The organism is Mesorhizobium sp. U510 (assembly GCF_059180695.1).
Window position 1 is genome coordinate 4,627,719 of the sequence record NZ_CP180532.1, and the last position, 16,064, is coordinate 4,643,782.

At 64.2% G+C, this 16,064-nt stretch carries 18 protein-coding genes; 6 read left to right on the plus strand and 12 right to left on the minus strand.

The features are described 5' to 3' along the window. Positions 1-92: 92 nt before the first annotated feature. Positions 93-1,529, plus strand: coding sequence for a D-alanyl-D-alanine carboxypeptidase (locus ACLGL5_RS24220; RefSeq protein ID WP_019858219.1), 1,437 nt, complete (start codon positions 93-95; stop codon positions 1,527-1,529). Positions 1,530-1,574: 45 nt separating this feature from the next. On the opposite strand, the gene ACLGL5_RS24225 is transcribed toward ACLGL5_RS24220, so the two are convergent. From ACLGL5_RS24225 to ACLGL5_RS24235, 3 genes are all read right to left on the minus strand, one after another. Continuing rightward, positions 1,575-2,276, minus strand: a complete 702-nt coding sequence (locus ACLGL5_RS24225) for a DnaJ domain-containing protein (RefSeq protein WP_069092195.1) — start codon at positions 2,274-2,276, stop codon at positions 1,575-1,577. Between the two features lie 276 nt (positions 2,277-2,552). Then, positions 2,553-2,990 carry a DUF1489 family protein gene (locus ACLGL5_RS24230; protein WP_069092196.1) on the minus strand — a complete coding sequence of 146 codons (438 nt, stop codon included), beginning with the start codon at positions 2,988-2,990 and terminating at the stop codon, positions 2,553-2,555. A gap of 70 nt (positions 2,991-3,060) precedes the next feature. Continuing rightward, positions 3,061-4,464 carry an L-serine ammonia-lyase gene (locus ACLGL5_RS24235; protein WP_069092197.1) on the minus strand — a complete coding sequence of 468 codons (1,404 nt, stop codon included), beginning with the start codon at positions 4,462-4,464 and terminating at the stop codon, positions 3,061-3,063. A gap of 176 nt (positions 4,465-4,640) precedes the next feature. Here ACLGL5_RS24235 and ACLGL5_RS24240 point away from each other — a divergent pair, with 176 nt between their 5' ends. Then, positions 4,641-5,360 (plus strand): DUF599 domain-containing protein, encoded by a 720-nt coding sequence (locus tag ACLGL5_RS24240; RefSeq protein WP_019858224.1) that lies wholly within the window; start codon positions 4,641-4,643, stop codon positions 5,358-5,360. Here the strand turns inward: ACLGL5_RS24240 and ACLGL5_RS24245 are convergent. The 6 genes from ACLGL5_RS24245 to ACLGL5_RS24270 all read right to left on the minus strand — a co-directional run bounded on the left by ACLGL5_RS24245 (position 5,333) and on the right by ACLGL5_RS24270 (position 9,748). Beyond that, complete coding sequence (locus tag ACLGL5_RS24245) at positions 5,333-6,130, minus strand: YdcF family protein (protein ID WP_069092198.1); 798 nt, start codon at positions 6,128-6,130, stop codon at positions 5,333-5,335. The two genes, ACLGL5_RS24240 and ACLGL5_RS24245, sit on opposite strands and share 28 nt — an antisense overlap. Positions 6,131-6,158: 28 nt before the next feature. Beyond that, entirely contained in the window at positions 6,159-7,724 is a 1,566-nt protein-coding gene (locus ACLGL5_RS24250; RefSeq protein WP_019858227.1) for an amidase, read from the minus strand. Next, on the minus strand, positions 7,724-8,179 hold the full coding sequence (locus tag ACLGL5_RS24255; protein WP_019858228.1) for a GNAT family N-acetyltransferase: 456 nt from the start codon (positions 8,177-8,179) through the stop codon (positions 7,724-7,726). Before ACLGL5_RS24255 ends, ACLGL5_RS24250 begins: the two co-directional genes overlap by 1 nt. Before the next feature lie 7 nt (positions 8,180-8,186). After that, entirely contained in the window at positions 8,187-8,474 is a 288-nt protein-coding gene (gene gatC / locus ACLGL5_RS24260) for an Asp-tRNA(Asn)/Glu-tRNA(Gln) amidotransferase subunit GatC (protein WP_019858229.1), read from the minus strand. Positions 8,475-8,599: 125 nt separating this feature from the next. After that, positions 8,600-9,016, minus strand: a complete 417-nt coding sequence (locus ACLGL5_RS24265; RefSeq protein WP_083246764.1) for a hypothetical protein — start codon at positions 9,014-9,016, stop codon at positions 8,600-8,602. Positions 9,017-9,040: 24 nt separating this feature from the next. Beyond that, the gene (locus tag ACLGL5_RS24270; protein WP_069093425.1) at positions 9,041-9,748 is read right to left on the minus strand and encodes a metal-dependent hydrolase; all 708 of its coding nucleotides are present in this window, start codon (positions 9,746-9,748) and stop codon (positions 9,041-9,043) included. A 125-nt stretch (positions 9,749-9,873) separates the two neighbouring features. Here ACLGL5_RS24270 and ruvX point away from each other — a divergent pair, with 125 nt between their 5' ends. Next, complete coding sequence (gene ruvX / locus ACLGL5_RS24275; RefSeq protein ID WP_069092200.1) at positions 9,874-10,398, plus strand: Holliday junction resolvase RuvX; 525 nt, start codon at positions 9,874-9,876, stop codon at positions 10,396-10,398. Here the strand turns inward: ruvX and ACLGL5_RS24280 are convergent. The 3 genes from ACLGL5_RS24280 to ACLGL5_RS24290 all read right to left on the minus strand — a co-directional run bounded on the left by ACLGL5_RS24280 (position 10,298) and on the right by ACLGL5_RS24290 (position 12,991). Further along, positions 10,298-10,657: a DUF6105 family protein gene (locus ACLGL5_RS24280; protein WP_083246765.1), complete on the minus strand. Its 360-nt coding sequence runs from the start codon at positions 10,655-10,657 to the stop codon at positions 10,298-10,300. The genes ruvX and ACLGL5_RS24280 overlap by 101 nt on opposite strands. Next, positions 10,657-11,205: a hypothetical protein gene (locus ACLGL5_RS24285; RefSeq protein ID WP_069092201.1), complete on the minus strand. Its 549-nt coding sequence runs from the start codon at positions 11,203-11,205 to the stop codon at positions 10,657-10,659. Before ACLGL5_RS24285 ends, ACLGL5_RS24280 begins: the two co-directional genes overlap by 1 nt. Before the next feature lie 157 nt (positions 11,206-11,362). After that, positions 11,363-12,991: a DNA alkylation response protein gene (locus tag ACLGL5_RS24290; RefSeq protein ID WP_038646902.1), complete on the minus strand. Its 1,629-nt coding sequence runs from the start codon at positions 12,989-12,991 to the stop codon at positions 11,363-11,365. 157 nt (positions 12,992-13,148) lie between these two features. On the opposite strand from ACLGL5_RS24290, the gene ACLGL5_RS24295 reads away from it, so the two are divergent. The 3 genes from ACLGL5_RS24295 to plsY are packed head-to-tail and all read left to right on the plus strand — an operon-like array spanning position 13,149 to position 16,057. After that, positions 13,149-14,129 (plus strand): aspartate carbamoyltransferase catalytic subunit, encoded by a 981-nt coding sequence (locus ACLGL5_RS24295; protein ID WP_069092202.1) that lies wholly within the window; start codon positions 13,149-13,151, stop codon positions 14,127-14,129. Then, positions 14,126-15,412, plus strand: a complete 1,287-nt coding sequence (locus ACLGL5_RS24300) for a dihydroorotase (protein WP_069092203.1) — start codon at positions 14,126-14,128, stop codon at positions 15,410-15,412. The genes ACLGL5_RS24295 and ACLGL5_RS24300 overlap by 4 nt, the downstream gene beginning before the upstream one ends. Before the next feature lie 57 nt (positions 15,413-15,469). Next, positions 15,470-16,057: a glycerol-3-phosphate 1-O-acyltransferase PlsY gene (gene plsY, locus ACLGL5_RS24305; protein ID WP_069092204.1), complete on the plus strand. Its 588-nt coding sequence runs from the start codon at positions 15,470-15,472 to the stop codon at positions 16,055-16,057. Positions 16,058-16,064 lie beyond the last annotated feature (7 nt).

The window sequence follows — 16,064 nt, forward strand, 5'->3', positions numbered from 1 at the left end:
CGGATTGGTAACGCTGCCCCGTTAGCTTGGCTGAAAGTGAGGCAGGACCCTTTGCCGCCTCCAACGCAACGAAGAATTCAAGGGAAATATCAGTGCGTCAGGCGTTGTTGGGCATCGTTTCCAAATCCACCTCCCCCCTCAAAGCGATCATGGTCCTCGCCCTGGCGATGACGTTCGTTTGCTCCGACGTTGCCGCCTCGCTGGCAGCGCGGCAGGCGGCCATCGTTGTGGACGCCAAGACGGGCAAGGTGCTGTACTCCGCGGATGCCAATGGCAGGCGCTATCCGGCGTCGCTGACCAAGATGATGACGCTTTATCTGACCTTCGAAGCGATGGCGAAGGGCAAGATCAGCCGGAACACGCCTGTCGTGTTTTCCGCCAAGGCCTCCGCCGAGGCGCCAACGAAACTCGGCGTGAAGCCGGGCGGTTCGGTCTCGGTCGAAACCGCGATCCTGTCGATCGTCACCAAGTCGGCGAACGACTCGGCCACTGCCCTCGGTGAAATGCTTGGCGGCGATGAATCCACTTTTGCCCGCATGATGACCGCCAAGGCGCGGGCTCTCGGCATGAACGGCACCGTCTTCCGCAACGCCAACGGCCTGCCCGACCCCGGCCAGTTCACCACCGCGCGCGACATGGCCACGCTCGGCATTGCGCTCAGGGAACATTTTCCCCAGTACTACGGCTATTTCTCGCAGCGCTCGTTTCTCTACGGCCGCCAGCGCATCAACGGTCACAACCGACTGCTCGGCCGCATCAAGGGCGTCGACGGCATCAAGACCGGCTATACCCGTGCCTCCGGCTTCAACCTCGTCTCATCGGTGGCCGACGGCAACCGCCGCCTTGTCGCCGTTGTCATGGGCGGCACGTCGGGCGGCAGCCGCGACAACCAGATGGCTTCCCTGATCAACACCTACATGCCAAGGGCCTCGACCCGCGGTGGCGGCGACCTCGTCGCCAAGGCCGACAGCAGCAACCCGGTCAAGGCCCTCGCCAAGGTTCTTTTGCCCAAGCACGACGCGCCGACCCCGGACGACAAGCCGGTCGCGGTGGCCAGCGCCGATGACGCCGTTGCCGACGACGCGACGGCTGCGCAGGGTGATGACGAAGAGAGCGCCGAGGCCGAAGCGCCCAAGCTGGTTGCCCCGGCAAAGAAGGTGAAGACGGTCATCGTCTCAGCGCCCAAGGTCGCCAGCGCACAGGTCGTGGCCGCCTATGCCGAGCCGGCGGCGGCCGCCGAGCCGGCGCCAACCGTCGATCCGGTCAACACCGCTTCGGTGCCGTCGGGTTGGGCGATCCAGGTCGCCTCTTCGCCGAAGCAGTCGGAAGCCCAGGCCGTCCTCGACAAGACCAGCAAGCAGGCGCCGAAGGCGCTGGCGGATGCTTCCGGCTTCACCGTCGCCTTCGACAAGGACGGCGTCACCTATTACCGCGCCCGTTTCGGCGGCTTTGGTTCGAAGGACGCCGCCTGGAAGGCCTGCACCGCTTTAAAGAAGAAGAAAATCGAGTGCTACGCCGTCCAGCAGTAGGACGGCGTGGAAGTATCTCCCGGAAAATTTCTGCGTCGAAGGAGACTAGTTGTGATTGGAGAGCAAGACGTCCTTGGCTTCGTTGATTCGCGCCGCCAGGAAAGACGTGCCGCCGATATCGGGGTGCAGGCGCTGCATCAGGCGGCGGTGCGCCTTGCGGACATCCGCCGCGGCGGCCCCCGCTTCAAGACCAAGGACCTTGTAGGCCTCCTCCTTAGTCATGGCGCCCGGACCTGGCGCAACACCCAGCCCTTCGCCACCGTTCGTCTCAGTGTTTTTGCGCCAGACGGGAAATCTGCCGTCAAGATACGTCTCTAGCAACTGGCGGCTCTCCGCATCGGCAGAGAGTTCGCGGTAGAGATGCTGCAACTCCGCAAGGCCCATCGCACCAAGCATCTTGCCGTCATGGCGGCCGGCCAGAACCAGCCCTTCGAGGCCGCCGGTATCGTGATCCAGCTCCATTTCAAGCGCTGCCGTCCGCACCGTTGAGCGTTTTCCCGGCGCCGGCTTGACATCAGGCCGGTTCTTGCGCGTGGCAGCATACCAGCCGATCGCCGCAAACAGCACGACGCCGCCGATTCCGCTTCGACCGACCAGAAGCACGGCGGCGCCCACCAGTGCCAGCAGGATTGGTCCCAGTGTTCTCATGCCGGTTGCCAAGCGGGCCGGATCGGCCCGGAGGAAGGCCGAGGCAACGCCCAGGAGCACCAGCAGCAATGCGACCAGACCGACAATTGCGCCTAACATTTCCCACCGCCCCGCAGATGCCCTGTCCGCTTGGACAGCCGCGTGATGTCATCCAACACTTTTTCTGCGCCGGAATGAAGGCTTTCACCTGGACAGGAAGAAGACCGCCATGCGGAATGGTTCCCCAGCCCTGTGGACCTTGTCGGCTTCGCCAGCTTTTCATCGCGCATGGATTTCAAGATGTGGCGTTGTCGCGCCGCTTGCAAGTCCAGAGCGAAGCAAGATGGAGGGCCAGAAAAGCCGACGCCAAAACAGACAGCACTTGCGCGCGATGGCCTACAGCAAGCCGAGATCGGCAAGCTCGCGCCTGAGTTTCGGCGGCATCTCGACCAGTCCCGCCTTGCCTTTGCCGAGATCAGGTGGTGCATCCGACGGTTTCAAATAGCGCCACCCCTGGAAGGCCCGACGCGGCTGCCAATCGGTGCGCACGACTTGCGGATCGAGCATCAGGCGGCAGCGACCGATGCCCTCGTCGTCAATGAAGGGCCGGATCTCGGTGATCAGCTGCCGGCATTGCACATTGCCCTTGATCACCCAGTAGAGCGAACCGCCATCGGTGACCTCGGCGCCGCGCGTCGGCACCATGCGGGTGGTGTGCCAGTGTTCGGCCGGTTCGCCGGCCCGGCGCCGTTCGTCGAGGCGGAACTCGATCCATTCCTCGAGATCCTCGACGCTGTCGCAGCCGACGCACAGTTTTAGGAGATTGAGAGCCATTCGCTAAGGTTAGTCCGGAGCGCCGGGACGTCAACGGCCTGAGGGACTTCTCCACAGTGCCAAGCGTTGCTCAGCACTCCACGACATTGACGGCGAGACCGCCGAGGCTGGTTTCCTTGTACTTCTCGTTCATGTCGAGGCCGGTCTGGCGCATGGTCTCGATCGCCGCGTCGAGAGGTACGAAATGGACGCCATCGCCCTTGATCGCCAGCGACGCGGCCGTCACCGCCTTGACCGCGCCGAGCGCATTGCGCTCGATGCACGGCACTTGCACCAGCCCGCCGACCGGATCGCAGGTCATGCCGAGATGGTGTTCGAGCGCAATTTCGGCGGCATTCTCGACCTGCTCGGGCGTGCCGCCCATGACGGCGCACAGGCCGGCCGCGGCCATCGCCGAGGCGGACCCGACCTCGCCCTGGCAGCCGACCTCGGCGCCCGAGATCGACGCATTGGTCTTGATGATGCCGCCGACGGCGGCAGCCGTCAGCAGGAAGTCACGGATGCTCGGTTGGTCGGCCTCGGGATGGAAATGCAGCCAGTAGCGCAGCACCGCCGGCAGCGTGCCGGCCGCGCCGTTGGTCGGTGCGGTGACGACGCGGCCGCCGGCGGCATTCTCCTCGTTGACCGCCATGGCGTAGATCGACAGCCAGTCATTGGCGAGCAGCGGATTTGGCCGGTTCTGCTGCCACTGTTCCTGCAGCTTGTCGTGCAACTGCCGGGCCCGACGCCGCACCTTCAACCCGCCCGGCATGATGCCGTCCTGCGACAGGCCACGATCGATGCAGCTCTTCATCGCACCCCAGATGGCGTCGAGGCCGGCGTCGAGGTCCTCGCGCGACATCTGCGTTTCCTCGTTGACGCGCTTCATCTCGGCGATGGAAAGCCCGCTCTTGGCCGCCATCTTGAGCATCTCGACCGCGTTCTTGAAGGGATAAGGCACTTTCTTGCCTTCTGATGTCACCGACCCCTTGGCCTTCACGCGCTGCAGCTCTTCTTCCGACACCACGAAGCCGCCGCCGATCGAATAGTAGATGCGCTTGAGCAGCAGGCGTCCGCCGGCGTCATAGGCATGGAACGCCATGCCGTTGGCATGGCCGGTAAGCGGTGTCTTGCGGTCGAGCACCAGATCGGTTGCCGGATCGAAATGGTAGGACGGGTGACCTGGCGGTGAAATCATCTTGTCGGCGGTGATGCGGCTGATGATGCCGTCGGCCTGGTCCGGATCGACCGTTTGCGGGGTCTGGCCGGCAAGGCCAAGGATGACGGCGCGGTCGCTGCCATGGCCGATGCCGGTATAGGCGAGCGAGCCATGCAGGCTGGCGCCGATGCGGGCAACCTTGGCGCCGGCGGGCCGAGGCCAGTCGTCTCCGGCGACCTCGTCGAGAAACCGCCGCGCGGCCGTCATCGGCCCCATCGTGTGCGAGCTCGAGGGGCCGATGCCGATCTTGAACAGGTCGAAAACCGAAAGGAACACGCTGTCTCCTGGAGTCGCGTCGAGGACTCTACATATAGGAATTCCCAGGAATGTTTCCGCTCTTTTGACGGGCACGGCGCAGCACCTGCCGACCTTGTTTGCTCCGGCAGCGACATTGCCGCCGATCACGGGAGCCGGCATCGAAGCAACCACGCTGGATGTGATAAATTCAGCCCATGGGCGATTCCTTCTATCTTTCGATGGCTGATCTCGGGGCGCTGGCCTTCTTCCTGATCGCGTGGCTCCTGCATACGCTCGCCTCGGACGGCAAGCTGGTCAGCCGCATGTCGCTGACGACGGCGATGAATGCACAGCGCGAAGCCTGGATGCGCACCATGGCCGAGCGCGAAATCCGCATCGTCGACACCGCCATCATGAGCGGCCTGCAGCAGGGAACCGCCTTCTTCGCGTCGAGTTCGCTGATCGCGCTCGGCGGCTGTTTTGCCTTGCTCGGTGCGTCCGACCGGGTGCTGGAAGTGCTGAGCAACCTGCCGCTCGGCGGCGCCCCATCGCGCCCGGCCTTTCAGATCAAGGTGCTGGGGCTGGTGCTGATCCTCGCCTTCTCCTTCTTCAAATTCGGCTGGGCCTACCGGCTGTTCAACTATTGCTCGATCCTGATCGGCGCCGTGCCGATCCCGCATGGCGAAGCCTCGCGCAATCCGGTCACGGAAACCGCGGTGTGGCGCGCGGCGCAGATGAACATGCTGGCCGGCAAGCATTTCAACTCGGGCCTGCGCGGCGTGTTCTTCTCGATCGGCTATCTCGGCTGGTTCGTTGACCCAGTGGTGTTCGTGCTGTCGACGCTTCTGCTGCTGGCCGTGCTGGTGCGGCGCCAGTTCTTCTCGGCGGCGCGACGCGCCGTCATCGGTCAGCCGCCCGGCCCCGGAAAGGGCTGATCGATGCGGCCGGAAAGCCAATAGGCGAAAAGCCCGATCCATTCGCGGAGCGCTATGGTGGTGTTCTGCACGGAATCAATCGCATTGTCGCGAAACAAGCCGACACCTTCCTTGCCGGAGGTGTGATAGTCGACCGGCCATGGAACGGTTGGAAAACCAGCCTTGTCGAACAGTGCCTTGGCCCGTGGCATGTGGAAGGCGGAGGTCACCAGCAGCCAGGTCTCGCCCGGCTTCGGCTCGACAAGTTTGCGGCTGAAGACAGCATTTTCGTAGGTGTTGCGGGACTTGTCCTCAAGGACAAGACGATCGGCCGATACACCGAGCGGAACGAGCAGGCGGGACGCGGTGTCGGCGTCCCCCTCGGCGTCGATGAAAAACGCGCCGTGACCGCCTGATACAACCACCTTGGCCTGTGGGAAGCGCCGGGCGAGGATTGCGGTCTCGACCATGCGATCGCCGCTGCTGCTCAATTCATAGCCGCCACGCGCGAGGTTAATGGCGCCCTCGAAGCCGCCGCCGAGCACGACGATGCCGTCGACCTTTTGCGGCAGCGGCGGCCGTGGAAAGCGCTCCTCGAGCGGGTTCAGCATCATCGCGCCAAGCGACGTCCAGGTCGAGAGCGCCAGGATTAGAAACGCCAGGACACTGCCGGTGAAGGCCAGCCGCCGCCGGCCGATCAGCCCGGCAATCAATCCCGCCAGAAGCAGGAAGATCGTCAGGTTGAGCGGCTGCATGAAGAACCAGAAGACCTTGGAAAGATAGAAGAACATCGCTCACCCCTTCAGATGATCGATACCCTTACCACCACTTCTCAGGCTGAAATGTGCCGGCCGCCTGCTCGATGACGGCAGCGGTCTGGAACAGCGTCTCTTCCTCGAACGGCCGGCCGATGAGCTGCAGGCCAAGCGGCAACCCCTTGGGGTCGAGGCCGGCAGGCACGGCGATGCCCGGCAGGCCGGCCATGTTCACAGTGACGGTGAAAATGTCGTTGAGGTACATTTTCACCGGATCGGCCGCCATGTCCTCGTCGGCGATGCCGAAGGCGGCGGACGGCGTCGCCGGGGTCAGGATGACGTCGACGCCGGCAGCGAAGACATTTTCGAAGTCGCGCTTGATCAAATTGCGCACCTTCTGCGCCTGCAGGTAGTAGGCGTCGTAATAGCCGGCCGACAGCACATAGGTACCGATCATGATGCGGCGCTTGACCTCGCGGCCGAAACCGGCGGCGCGGGTCTTCTCATACATCTCGACAATGTCCTTGCCTGGCACGCGCAGGCCGTAGCGGACGCCGTCATAGCGCGCCAGGTTGGACGACGCCTCGGCGGGCGCCACGATGTAATAGGCCGGCAGTGCGTATTTCGTATGCGGCAGGGAAATGTCGACGATCTCGGCGCCGGCATCCCGCAGCCAGGCAATGCCCTTCTGCCACAGCGCCTCGATCTCTTCGGGCATGCCGTCGACGCGGTATTCCTTGGGAATGCCGACCTTCATGCCTTTGATCGGCTTGCCGATGGCCGCCTCATAGTCCGGCACCGGGCGGTCGACGGAGGTGGTGTCCTTCGGATCGACCGAGGCCATCGACCTGAGCAGGATCGCGGCGTCGCGCACGTCGCGCGCGATCGGACCGGCCTGATCCAGCGACGAGGCGAAGGCGACGATGCCCCAGCGCGAGCAGCGGCCATAGGTCGGCTTGATGCCGACGGTGCCGGTGAAGGCCGCCGGCTGGCGGATCGAGCCGCCCGTATCGGTCGCCGTCGCGCCGGCGCACAGGAACGCCGAGACGGCGGTTGCCGAGCCGCCGGAAGAACCGCCCGGCACCAGCTGCGCGTTGTCCAGGCTGCGCTGGGTTTTCGTGCCGCCGGCCGAGACGAAACCGCCGTCGCCCTGATGCGTCGTCGGCATCACCACTGTGTCGAGGCGCGAACGCCGCCACGGGTTGATGACCGGGCCGTAATAGGACGTCTCGTTGGACGAGCCCATGGCGAACTCGTCCATGTTGAGCTTGCCGAGCATGACCGCGCCATCCGCCCACAGATTGGCGGTGACAGTCGATTCGTAGAGTGGCTTGAAGCCGTCGAGCACGTGGCTGCAGGCCTGGGTGTGGACACCTTCGGTACCGAACAGGTCCTTGATCCCCAGCGGAATGCCTTCCAGCGCACCGCCCTCGCCCTTGACCAGCCTGGCGTCGGACGCCTTGGCCATGTCACGCGCCCTGTCGCCAGTCACCGCGACATAGGCATTGAGCGCCGGATTGGCGCGATCGATGGCCGAGAGATAGGCCTCGGTGATCTCGGTCGCGGTGATTTCCTTGCCGCGCAGCTTGGCGCGGGCCTGTGAAATCGTCAGTCTGGTCAGGTCGCTCATCAAAGGCTCTTTTCGTAAAACACCGACCACTTGGAATCGGGATAATCCAGCACCGGGCCGCAGCGCGAAAACCCGGCACGTTCGTAGACGGTCCAAGCGGCGGGATGACGGTCGCCCGTCTCCAGCACCAGCCGCTCCAGCCCTTCCTGACGCGCCAGCGCCTCGACGCGCTCAACGATGGCGGCGCCGATTTTCTGGCCGCGATGCGAAGGCCGCGTATACATGCGCTTGACCTCGCCAATGGCGCCGCCATGGCGCTTCAGCGCGCCACAACCGATGGCGATGCCATTGTCGCGGGCGATGAAAACGGTCGTGTCCTGACCGGCCATCTGCTCCACTGTCAGATGATAGCAGTGCTCCGGCGGCGTCAATTCGAGCAAGGTCTCGTTGAGTTCCTTGACCAGGCCGCGCACATCGTCCTGCAACGGTGTCTCGATGGCGATCTCGATTGCCATCGGCGCCCTACTCCACGACCTTCGGCACGAGGAAGAAATTCTCTTCGGTCGCCGGCGCATTGGCGACGATGTCGGCCGCCTTGTTGCCGTCGGTGACGACGTCCTGGCGCTTCTTCATCTCCATCGGCGTCACCGAGGTCATCGGCCCGACGCCGGAGACATCGACCTCGTTCAGTTGCTCGACGAAGCCCAGTATGGCGTTCAGTTCGCCGGTCATGCGTTCTGCATCTTCTTCGCTCACCGCGATGCGGGCGAGACGCGCGACGCGCTTCACAGTCTGAAGATCAACGGACATAGATTTTGCCTCGGGGAAAACCAGTCCGGGCTATAGCGGCGCCGCGCGCGCGGCGCAACATGCATCATGCGAGAGACCAGGCCGTGGTGGCGCCCTGGCTCACGGCCATCGGTCCAAGGACAAGTCTATGGCAAGGCAACGCCCTCGCACAGATAATAGCTGCCGCTGTTGCCGCTCGCTTCGCTTTCGTCATCGACCGGCCGGACCGATACGAGATCGATCTGCGTCGGGCTGATCCGCGTCACCGACAGGACATCGGGAAAGACATAGCCCGGCTCCTGGCAGATGGCCGTCACCGCCCAGCTCGGCGAGCGTGTCGCCTTGCTGACTTGCACGAATTCGCAATTGTATTCAACGCCCTGCAGGCCATGCACGGAAAGCACGATGTTGCCAGCATCGATCAGCCTCTGCAGCGTGTCCTTCCTGGCCTGCGTGCAAAGCTCCTCGGACTGCAGATAGACGCCTTCGATGAAGTCATCCGCGGCGAGCGCGGGCGATGCCGCGACAAACATCGACACACAAAGAGATCGCCCCAACGCCATGGAGTTGTTCCGCTTTGGCTGTTTCTAGATCGTAATCGTTTCACCGATTTTCGGCAACGCGACCTTCACACCGGACCCTTCGAGGCCGGCCTCGAATTTCTCGGGCGTCGGATCGATCATCGGAAACGTGCCGAAATGGCAAGGGACGACCGTGTCGAACTTGAAGAAGCGCCGGCAGGCAAGTGCCGCCACCGCGCCGCCCATGGTGAAACGATCGCCGATCGGCACGATGCCGATCTTCGGCTCATGCAATTCGTTGATCAGCGCCATGTCGGAAAAGATGTCGGTATCGCCCATATGGTAGAGCGTCGGGTCGTCCGGGAAATGCAGGACCAGCCCGCCCGGATTGCCGAGATAGACGTTCTTGCCGCCTTCTTCGCCAAACGAGGAAGAGTGCAGCGCCTGGACGAAAGTGGTGGTGAAGCCGCCGCAATCGACCGTGCCGCCGATATTGCCGGGATTGATCTTGCTGCCGTCGGCGCCCTTGCCGACCAGATACATGCAGATCTCGAAATTGGCGACCAGCTGCGCGCCGCTCTTGCCGAGCACTTCCAGCGCGCCGCTGATATGATCGCTGTGTCCATGCGTCAGCAGAACATGCGTGATCCCTTCGGCCGGCCCTTCCCAGCCGCCCGTCCAGGACGGGTTGCCGATCAGAAAGGGGTCGATGAGGATCTTGGCGTCGTCGGTTTCGATACGGAAGGCCGAATGGCCGTACCAGGTGAGTTTCATGAAATGCATTCCTCGATTATTGCCGGGCCAGAGGATAAAACGCCGATGACCTCGATATCAAAGGGTATAGTGTCCGCCGCGCATCCGGAAGGACGCACGCTGCTGAAAAAGACAAGGGAAAACCGTTGGCTATCATCACGATTGAGCAATTGCCGGCATGGCTCGCCGACGGCAGGACGCTGGCGGGGCTCGATCTCGGCGACAAGACGATCGGCGTCGCGGTTTCCGACCGGGGATTCGCCTTCGCTCACCCGCGCCCGGTCATCATGCGCAAGAAATTCTCGCTCGATGCCGCCGTGCTTCTGGCATTGCTGAAGAAGGAGAATGTCGGCGCGGTGGCGATCGGGCTGCCGATCAACATGGACGGGTCGGAAGGTCCGCGCGCGCAAAAATCGCGCGCCTTCGTGCGCAACATGGCGCAGCTGAGCGACCTGCCCTTTGTGTTCTGGGATGAACGGCTGTCGACGGTGGCGGCCGAGAGGACGTTGATCGAAATGGATTTCTCGCGCGCCAAACGTGCCGGCAAGATCGATTCCGCGGCCGCGGCCTTTATTCTGCAGGGAGTCTTGGACCGGCTTCAGTCGCTCGATTCAGGCGATCGAACGGAATTGGGCGGTCAAGCGGAAGCGGGCCCGAACGACGACGCCTGACCCAATCCAGAATTTCGCGGCGACGGCGAAAAGCCCATATCGCCATCAGCAGAAATCCGTCGAAGATACAGGCCTTTCCCACCATTCCCGGGATGATCGCGGGATCGATGCCGAGCATCTGGCCATAAAGCTGGAACACGAAATCATGCAGCTGCCGGGTCAGCATCACATAGCCGAAATTCATGTCGTTGAGCGACAGGTAGAACCAGCCCCAGAACAGCGCCATCGGGGCCGCCCACAATGCGAAGATATAGCGCATCAGCGGCCTCCCTTCCCGTTCGGCCCGGTCCGGCCCGATATCAGGGAAAGCAGCGAATTGTGGGCCGCTGCCTTCGCCATGCTGTGCGCCGTGGCGCGAAAATCGGCGTCATCCGACGCGGCCGCGGAGCGCCGCTCGGCGAGCATCGCGACATAGGAAGCCAGAAGTGCCGCCAATTGCACCGCGACGACCATGAACAGCCCGTTGATGCCTTGCGCGGCGCCACCGATCAGGATCATCGACATGACGCCGGACGCGGAAATGAAGGCGATGCGAACGACGCTGTCGGCGCCCGGGCTGGCCGCATCGTTGATCAGCGTATCGACAAAGGCCCAGAAGAACAGCACCGCCACGACCAGCAAGGCGATCGCAAGCGGCGCGACCACGACGACGTTCTGCAGATCGACGAACCGGGCACTCTCGACGCTCACACCGAGCACGCCGAGGGCCGCCGCCACGCCACGGTCTCCATCTATGCAGATCAGCGCCAGCAGGGCGAAGACAATCGCCCAGTGCACAGACAGAAAGGAGGTCAGTACGTGTCGCATCGTGGTCCCTGCTTCGGCAGGAATGACAGTGGGCTTTGCCGCCCGCCGCCGCAATGGAAACCATTTGTTAAGGTTAACGGCGATCCACAGGACGCACTCACGATGTCCTCGGATGCGTTGAACCGATCGAAAAATCGAGCGGTGCGCCGCTCTCGGCTCAGTTCACCGGCGGATAGAGCGTGTCGATGATCATGCGCGCGTCGTGGCGCGAATCGATCATGCCGTAGGTGTTGCGCCACTGGCCGGCCAGGCGGGTCTCGACGAAGGCATCGGCAATCCGCCCTGCCCCCAGCCGGCGCAGTTCCGCCGCCGCGGCCGACAACGCCAGCTGTTCGGTCAGCAGGCGCGCCGAGCCCTCGTCGGTCGAAGCCACCTGCATCGCCGCCTTCAACACGCCGATCGTGCCGCGCCCGCCGGCGCCGAGGTCGCGGTCGATGCCGGCCAGCACCTCATCGAACAGGCCGGGCGCGCGCCCGAGCACGCGCAGCACATCGAGCGCCATGACATTGCCCGACCCTTCCCAGATCGCGTTGACAGGCGCTTCGCGGTAATAACGAGCGAGCGGCGCCTCCTCGACATAGCCATTGCCACCGAGACACTCCATCGCCTCGTAAAGCAGCGGCGGCGCGATCTTGCACACCCAGTATTTGACCACCGGCGTCATGGCGCGGGCAAATGCCGCCTCGCCGCGATCGCTCGCCGCTTCGTCGAAGGAGCGCGCCAGCCGGAACGACAGCGCGGTTGCGGCGGCGACATCCAGCGCCATGTCGGCCAGCACGCGCTGCATCAGCGGCTGTTCGATCAAGGTCGAGCCGAACACCTGGCGATGGCGGGCATGATGAACCGCTTCCGCCAGTCCTGCCCGCATGATCGCCGAGGACGCCACCGCGCAGTCGAGCCGAGTCAAGGTCACCATGTCCATGATCGTCTTCACGCCGGCACCTGGCTCGCCGACCATCTCGCCGATGGCGTTGACGAATTCGACCTCGGAAGACGCGTTGGAGCGGTTGCCGAGCTTGTCCTTCAGCCGCTGGAAGCGGAAGCCGTTGCCCGACCCGTCGCCGAGCACGCGCGGCACGAGGAAGCACGACAATCCTTCCGGCGCCTGCGCCAGCACCAGGAAGGCGTCCGACATCGGCGCCGACATGAACCATTTGTGGCCGGTCAGGCGATAGAAGCCGCTGCCGGCGCGCTCGGCCCTCGTCACATTGGCGCGCACATCCGTGCCGCCCTGTTTTTCGGTCATGCCCATGCCGAGCGTCAGCCCGGTCTTCTCGACCGGCGGCTTCTGGCTCTGGTCGTATTTGCGCGTCGTCACGCGCGGCGCCCATTCGCGAAACAGCTTCGGGCTGGCCATCAAAGCCGCCAGCGAGGCGCTGGTCATGGTGATGGGGCAGAGATGCCCGGTCTCGAGTTCGGCGGTCAGGTAGAAACGGGCGGCGCGCACCTGATGGCGGCGGCCGATCTCGGCGTCGCCATTTTCCCAGACCGAGGAATGCAACCCGTTCGCCACCGAGCGGCGCATCAAGGCGTGGTAGGCGGGGTGGAACTCGACGAGGTCGATGCGACGTCCCTGCCGGTCATGGGTCCTGAGCTTCGGTGTCTCGACATTGGCCAGGCGCGCCAGCTCCTGGGCCTCCTGCGTCAGGACGAAACGGCCGAGACCGTCGAGGTCCTTGCGCACCGGGTCGGAAAACCGCTCGGCAAGCTGGATCAGCAACGGATCGCCTCGCCAGGCGTTGCCACCCGTCAGCGGCGGCGGCTGGTTCGTCACGTCGTCGGTCACAATTCGTCCCTATCGTCGGAAAGCCTCGAATCCGGGGCCATCGGCTAGATATAGCCAAGCGTTGCCGCGTGCGCGACGAAAATACCGGGGAGAAAGGCGCCAATCCAAAGCTGGTGCTTGCGGGCGCAAAATCCGCACCCTATAGCAGCGCCTTGAGATGACCGACGCTTCGTCCCTGCCACTCTACCCTCACCGCCATCTTCTGGGCATCAGCGACCTTTCGCCCGCCGACATCGAGCTGTTGCTCGACCGGGCGGATCGGGCCGTCGCGATTTCGCGGCAATCCGAGAAGAAGACCTCGACGCTGCGCGGCCGCACCCAGATCAATCTCTTCTACGAGGCCTCGACCCGCACACAGTCCTCTTTCGAGCTGGCCGGAAAGCGGCTCGGCGCCGATGTCATGAACATGTCGGTGGCAAGTTCTTCCGTGAAGAAGGGCGAAACGCTCATCGACACGGCGATGACGCTGAACGCCATGCGGCCCGATATATTGATCATCCGCCATCAGTCGGCGGGCGCTGCCGCCCTGCTGGCGCAGAAAGTCGGCTGCTCGGTGGTCAATGCCGGCGACGGCGCGCATGAACACCCGACCCAGGCGCTGCTCGACGCACTCACCATCCGCCGCGCCAAGGGGCCGCTGTCGAGATTGATCGTGGCGATCTGCGGCGACATCCTGCATTCGCGCGTGGCGCGCTCCAACATCATGCTGCTCAACGCGCTTGGCGCGCAGGTACGGGTGGTGGCGCCTTCGACGCTGCTGCCGTCCGGCATCGAGAAGATGGGCGTCATCGTCACGCGCTCGATGGCCGAAGGCCTCAAGGACGCCGACGTGGTGATGATGCTGCGCCTGCAGCGCGAGCGCATGGAGGGCGCCTTCGTGCCTTCGGTGCGCGAATATTTCCGCTATTTCGGCCTCGACGCCGAAAAGCTGAAGGCCGCCAAGGACGACGCGCTGGTGATGCATCCCGGCCCGATGAACCGCGGAGTCGAAATCGCCTCGGAAATAGCCGACGGCCCGCAAAGCGTGATCCAGGAGCAGGTGGAGATGGGCGTCGCCGTGCGCATGGCGGTGATGGAAGCGCTGCTCGACCCGCGTCGTAATCAAGAGGGCCGCAACCAGGAGGGTCGCGGCGCATGAGCACGTCAGTCTTTGAACGCGCCCGTATCGTCGACCCCTCGCGCGGCATCGACGAAGTCGGCTCCGTCATCGTCGAGGGTCGCAAGATCGTTGCCGCCGGCAAGGCGGCGTTGAACCAGGGCGTGCCCGATGGCGCCACGACCATCGATTGCGCCGGCAAGGCGATCATTCCCGGACTGATCGATGGCCGTGTCTTTATCGGCGAGCCGGGCGGCGAACATCGCGAAACCATCGCTTCGGCCAGCGTCGCGGCCGCCGCCGGCGGCGTCACCTCCATCGTCATGATGCCGGACACTGATCCGGTGATCGACAATGTCGCGCTGGTCGAGTTCGTGCTGCGCACCGCCAAGGACACCGCCATCGTCAACATTTTTCCGGCGGCGGCGATCACCAAGGGCCTCGACGGCCGCGAGATGACCGAATTCGGCCTGCTGCGCGAGGCCGGCGCCGTCGCCTTCACCGATGGCCGCCACACCATCGCCAGTTCACTGGTGATGCGCCGGGCGCTCACCTATGCCCGCGATTTCGGCGCCACCATCGTGCACGAAACGCAGGATGCCGACCTCGGTTCGTCAGGCGTGATGAATGAAGGCCTGTACGCCAGCTGGCTCGGCCTCTCCGGCATTCCGCGCGAAGCCGAATCGATCCCGCTGGAGCGCGACCTGGCTTTGGCGCGGCTGACGCGCGGCTCCTACCACGCGGCAAAAATCTCGACGGCCATGGCGGCAAACGCCGTGACCCGCGCCAAAGCCGATGGTGCGGCGGTGACATCCGGCGTGTCGATCCACAACCTGTCGCTCAATGAAAACGATGTCGGTGAGTACCGCACCTTCTTCCGCCTGACACCGCCATTGCGCGCCGAGGAAGACCGGCTGGCGATGATCGAGGCGGTCAGGGATGGCACGGTCGACATCATCGTCTCCTCGCACGATCCGCAGGATGTCGATACCAAGCGCCTGCCCTTCGCCGATGCCGCGGCCGGCGCCATCGGGCTGGAGACGCTGCTGGGCGCCGCCTTGCGGCTCTACCACAATGGCGACGTCCCCCTGCTGCGGCTCGTCGAAACGCTGTCCACAGCGCCGGCCAGGCTGTTCGGACTGCCCGGCGGCACACTGAAGCCGGGCTCAGTCGCCGACCTCGCGATCGTCGATCTCGATGAACCCTGGATCGTCAGTGAAAGCGGCATCCGCTCGCGCTCGAAAAACACCTGCTTCGAAGGCGCCCGCCTGCAAGGCAAGGTCTTGCAAACACTGGTCGCGGGCCGCACAGTGTTCTCGGCATAGACCGGCAACGGGCGTCGCGCCTGACCGGACTGAGCTGGGGGAAATGCGGGGGAAACAATGACTTACGGCCTGATCCTGGCGCTGGTATTCGGCTACCTCTTGGGCTCGATTCCCTTCGGGCTGCTGCTGACCCGCGCCGCCGGCCTCGGTGATGTGCGCAAGATCGGCTCCGGCAATATCGGCGCCACCAACGTCCTGCGCACCGGCAATAAGGGCCTGGCCGCCGCGACCTTGCTGCTCGATGCGCTGAAGGGCACCGCCGCCGTGCTGATCGCAGGCCATTTCGCACCTGAAACGGCGGTCTGGGCCGGCCTCGGCGCCTTTCTCGGTCATCTCTTCCCGGTCTGGCTTGGCTTCAAGGGCGGCAAGGGCGTCGCCACCTATCTCGGCGTGCTGATCGGCCTTGCCTGGCAGGTGGCACTGATCTTCGCCGCCATCTGGCTGGCGATGGCATTCCTGTTCCGCTACTCGTCGCTCGCGGCGCTGACGGCAGCCGTCATCGTGCCGATAGCCCTCTACTTCCTGAGCGCGCCGCAAATTGCCGTTTTGTTCGTGGTGATGAGCATCATCGTCTTCATCAAGCACAGGGCGAACATTTCGCGGCTGCTTGCCGGCACCGAGGGCAAGATCGGAGCCAAGGGGTGAGCGAGCG

Bases quoted from the DNA above. Each gene is read 5' to 3' on its own strand.
- ACLGL5_RS24255 (WP_019858228.1), bottom strand. From the start codon at position 8,179: ATGGCAATCGAGATCGCCATCGAGACACCGTTGCAGGACGATGTGCGC.
- ACLGL5_RS24230 (WP_069092196.1), bottom strand. From the start codon at position 2,990: ATGGCTCTCAATCTCCTAAAACTGTGCGTCGGCTGCGACAGCGTCGAG.
- gatC (WP_019858229.1), bottom strand. From the start codon at position 8,474: ATGTCCGTTGATCTTCAGACTGTGAAGCGCGTCGCGCGTCTCGCCCGC.
- ACLGL5_RS24245 (WP_069092198.1), bottom strand. From the start codon at position 6,130: ATGTTCTTCTATCTTTCCAAGGTCTTCTGGTTCTTCATGCAGCCGCTC.
- ACLGL5_RS24250 (WP_019858227.1), bottom strand. From the start codon at position 7,724: ATGAGCGACCTGACCAGACTGACGATTTCACAGGCCCGCGCCAAGCTG.
- plsY (WP_069092204.1), top strand. From the start codon at position 15,470: ATGACTTACGGCCTGATCCTGGCGCTGGTATTCGGCTACCTCTTGGGC.
- ACLGL5_RS24280 (WP_083246765.1), bottom strand. From the start codon at position 10,657: ATGCGCTATATCTTCGCATTGTGGGCGGCCCCGATGGCGCTGTTCTGG.
- ACLGL5_RS24240 (WP_019858224.1), top strand. From the start codon at position 4,641: ATGGGCGATTCCTTCTATCTTTCGATGGCTGATCTCGGGGCGCTGGCC.
- ACLGL5_RS24225 (WP_069092195.1), bottom strand. From the start codon at position 2,276: ATGTTAGGCGCAATTGTCGGTCTGGTCGCATTGCTGCTGGTGCTCCTG.
- ACLGL5_RS24295 (WP_069092202.1), top strand. From the start codon at position 13,149: ATGACCGACGCTTCGTCCCTGCCACTCTACCCTCACCGCCATCTTCTG.
- ACLGL5_RS24265 (WP_083246764.1), bottom strand. From the start codon at position 9,016: ATGGCGTTGGGGCGATCTCTTTGTGTGTCGATGTTTGTCGCGGCATCG.
- ACLGL5_RS24300 (WP_069092203.1), top strand. From the start codon at position 14,126: ATGAGCACGTCAGTCTTTGAACGCGCCCGTATCGTCGACCCCTCGCGC.
- ACLGL5_RS24285 (WP_069092201.1), bottom strand. From the start codon at position 11,205: ATGCGACACGTACTGACCTCCTTTCTGTCTGTGCACTGGGCGATTGTC.
- ACLGL5_RS24270 (WP_069093425.1), bottom strand. From the start codon at position 9,748: ATGAAACTCACCTGGTACGGCCATTCGGCCTTCCGTATCGAAACCGAC.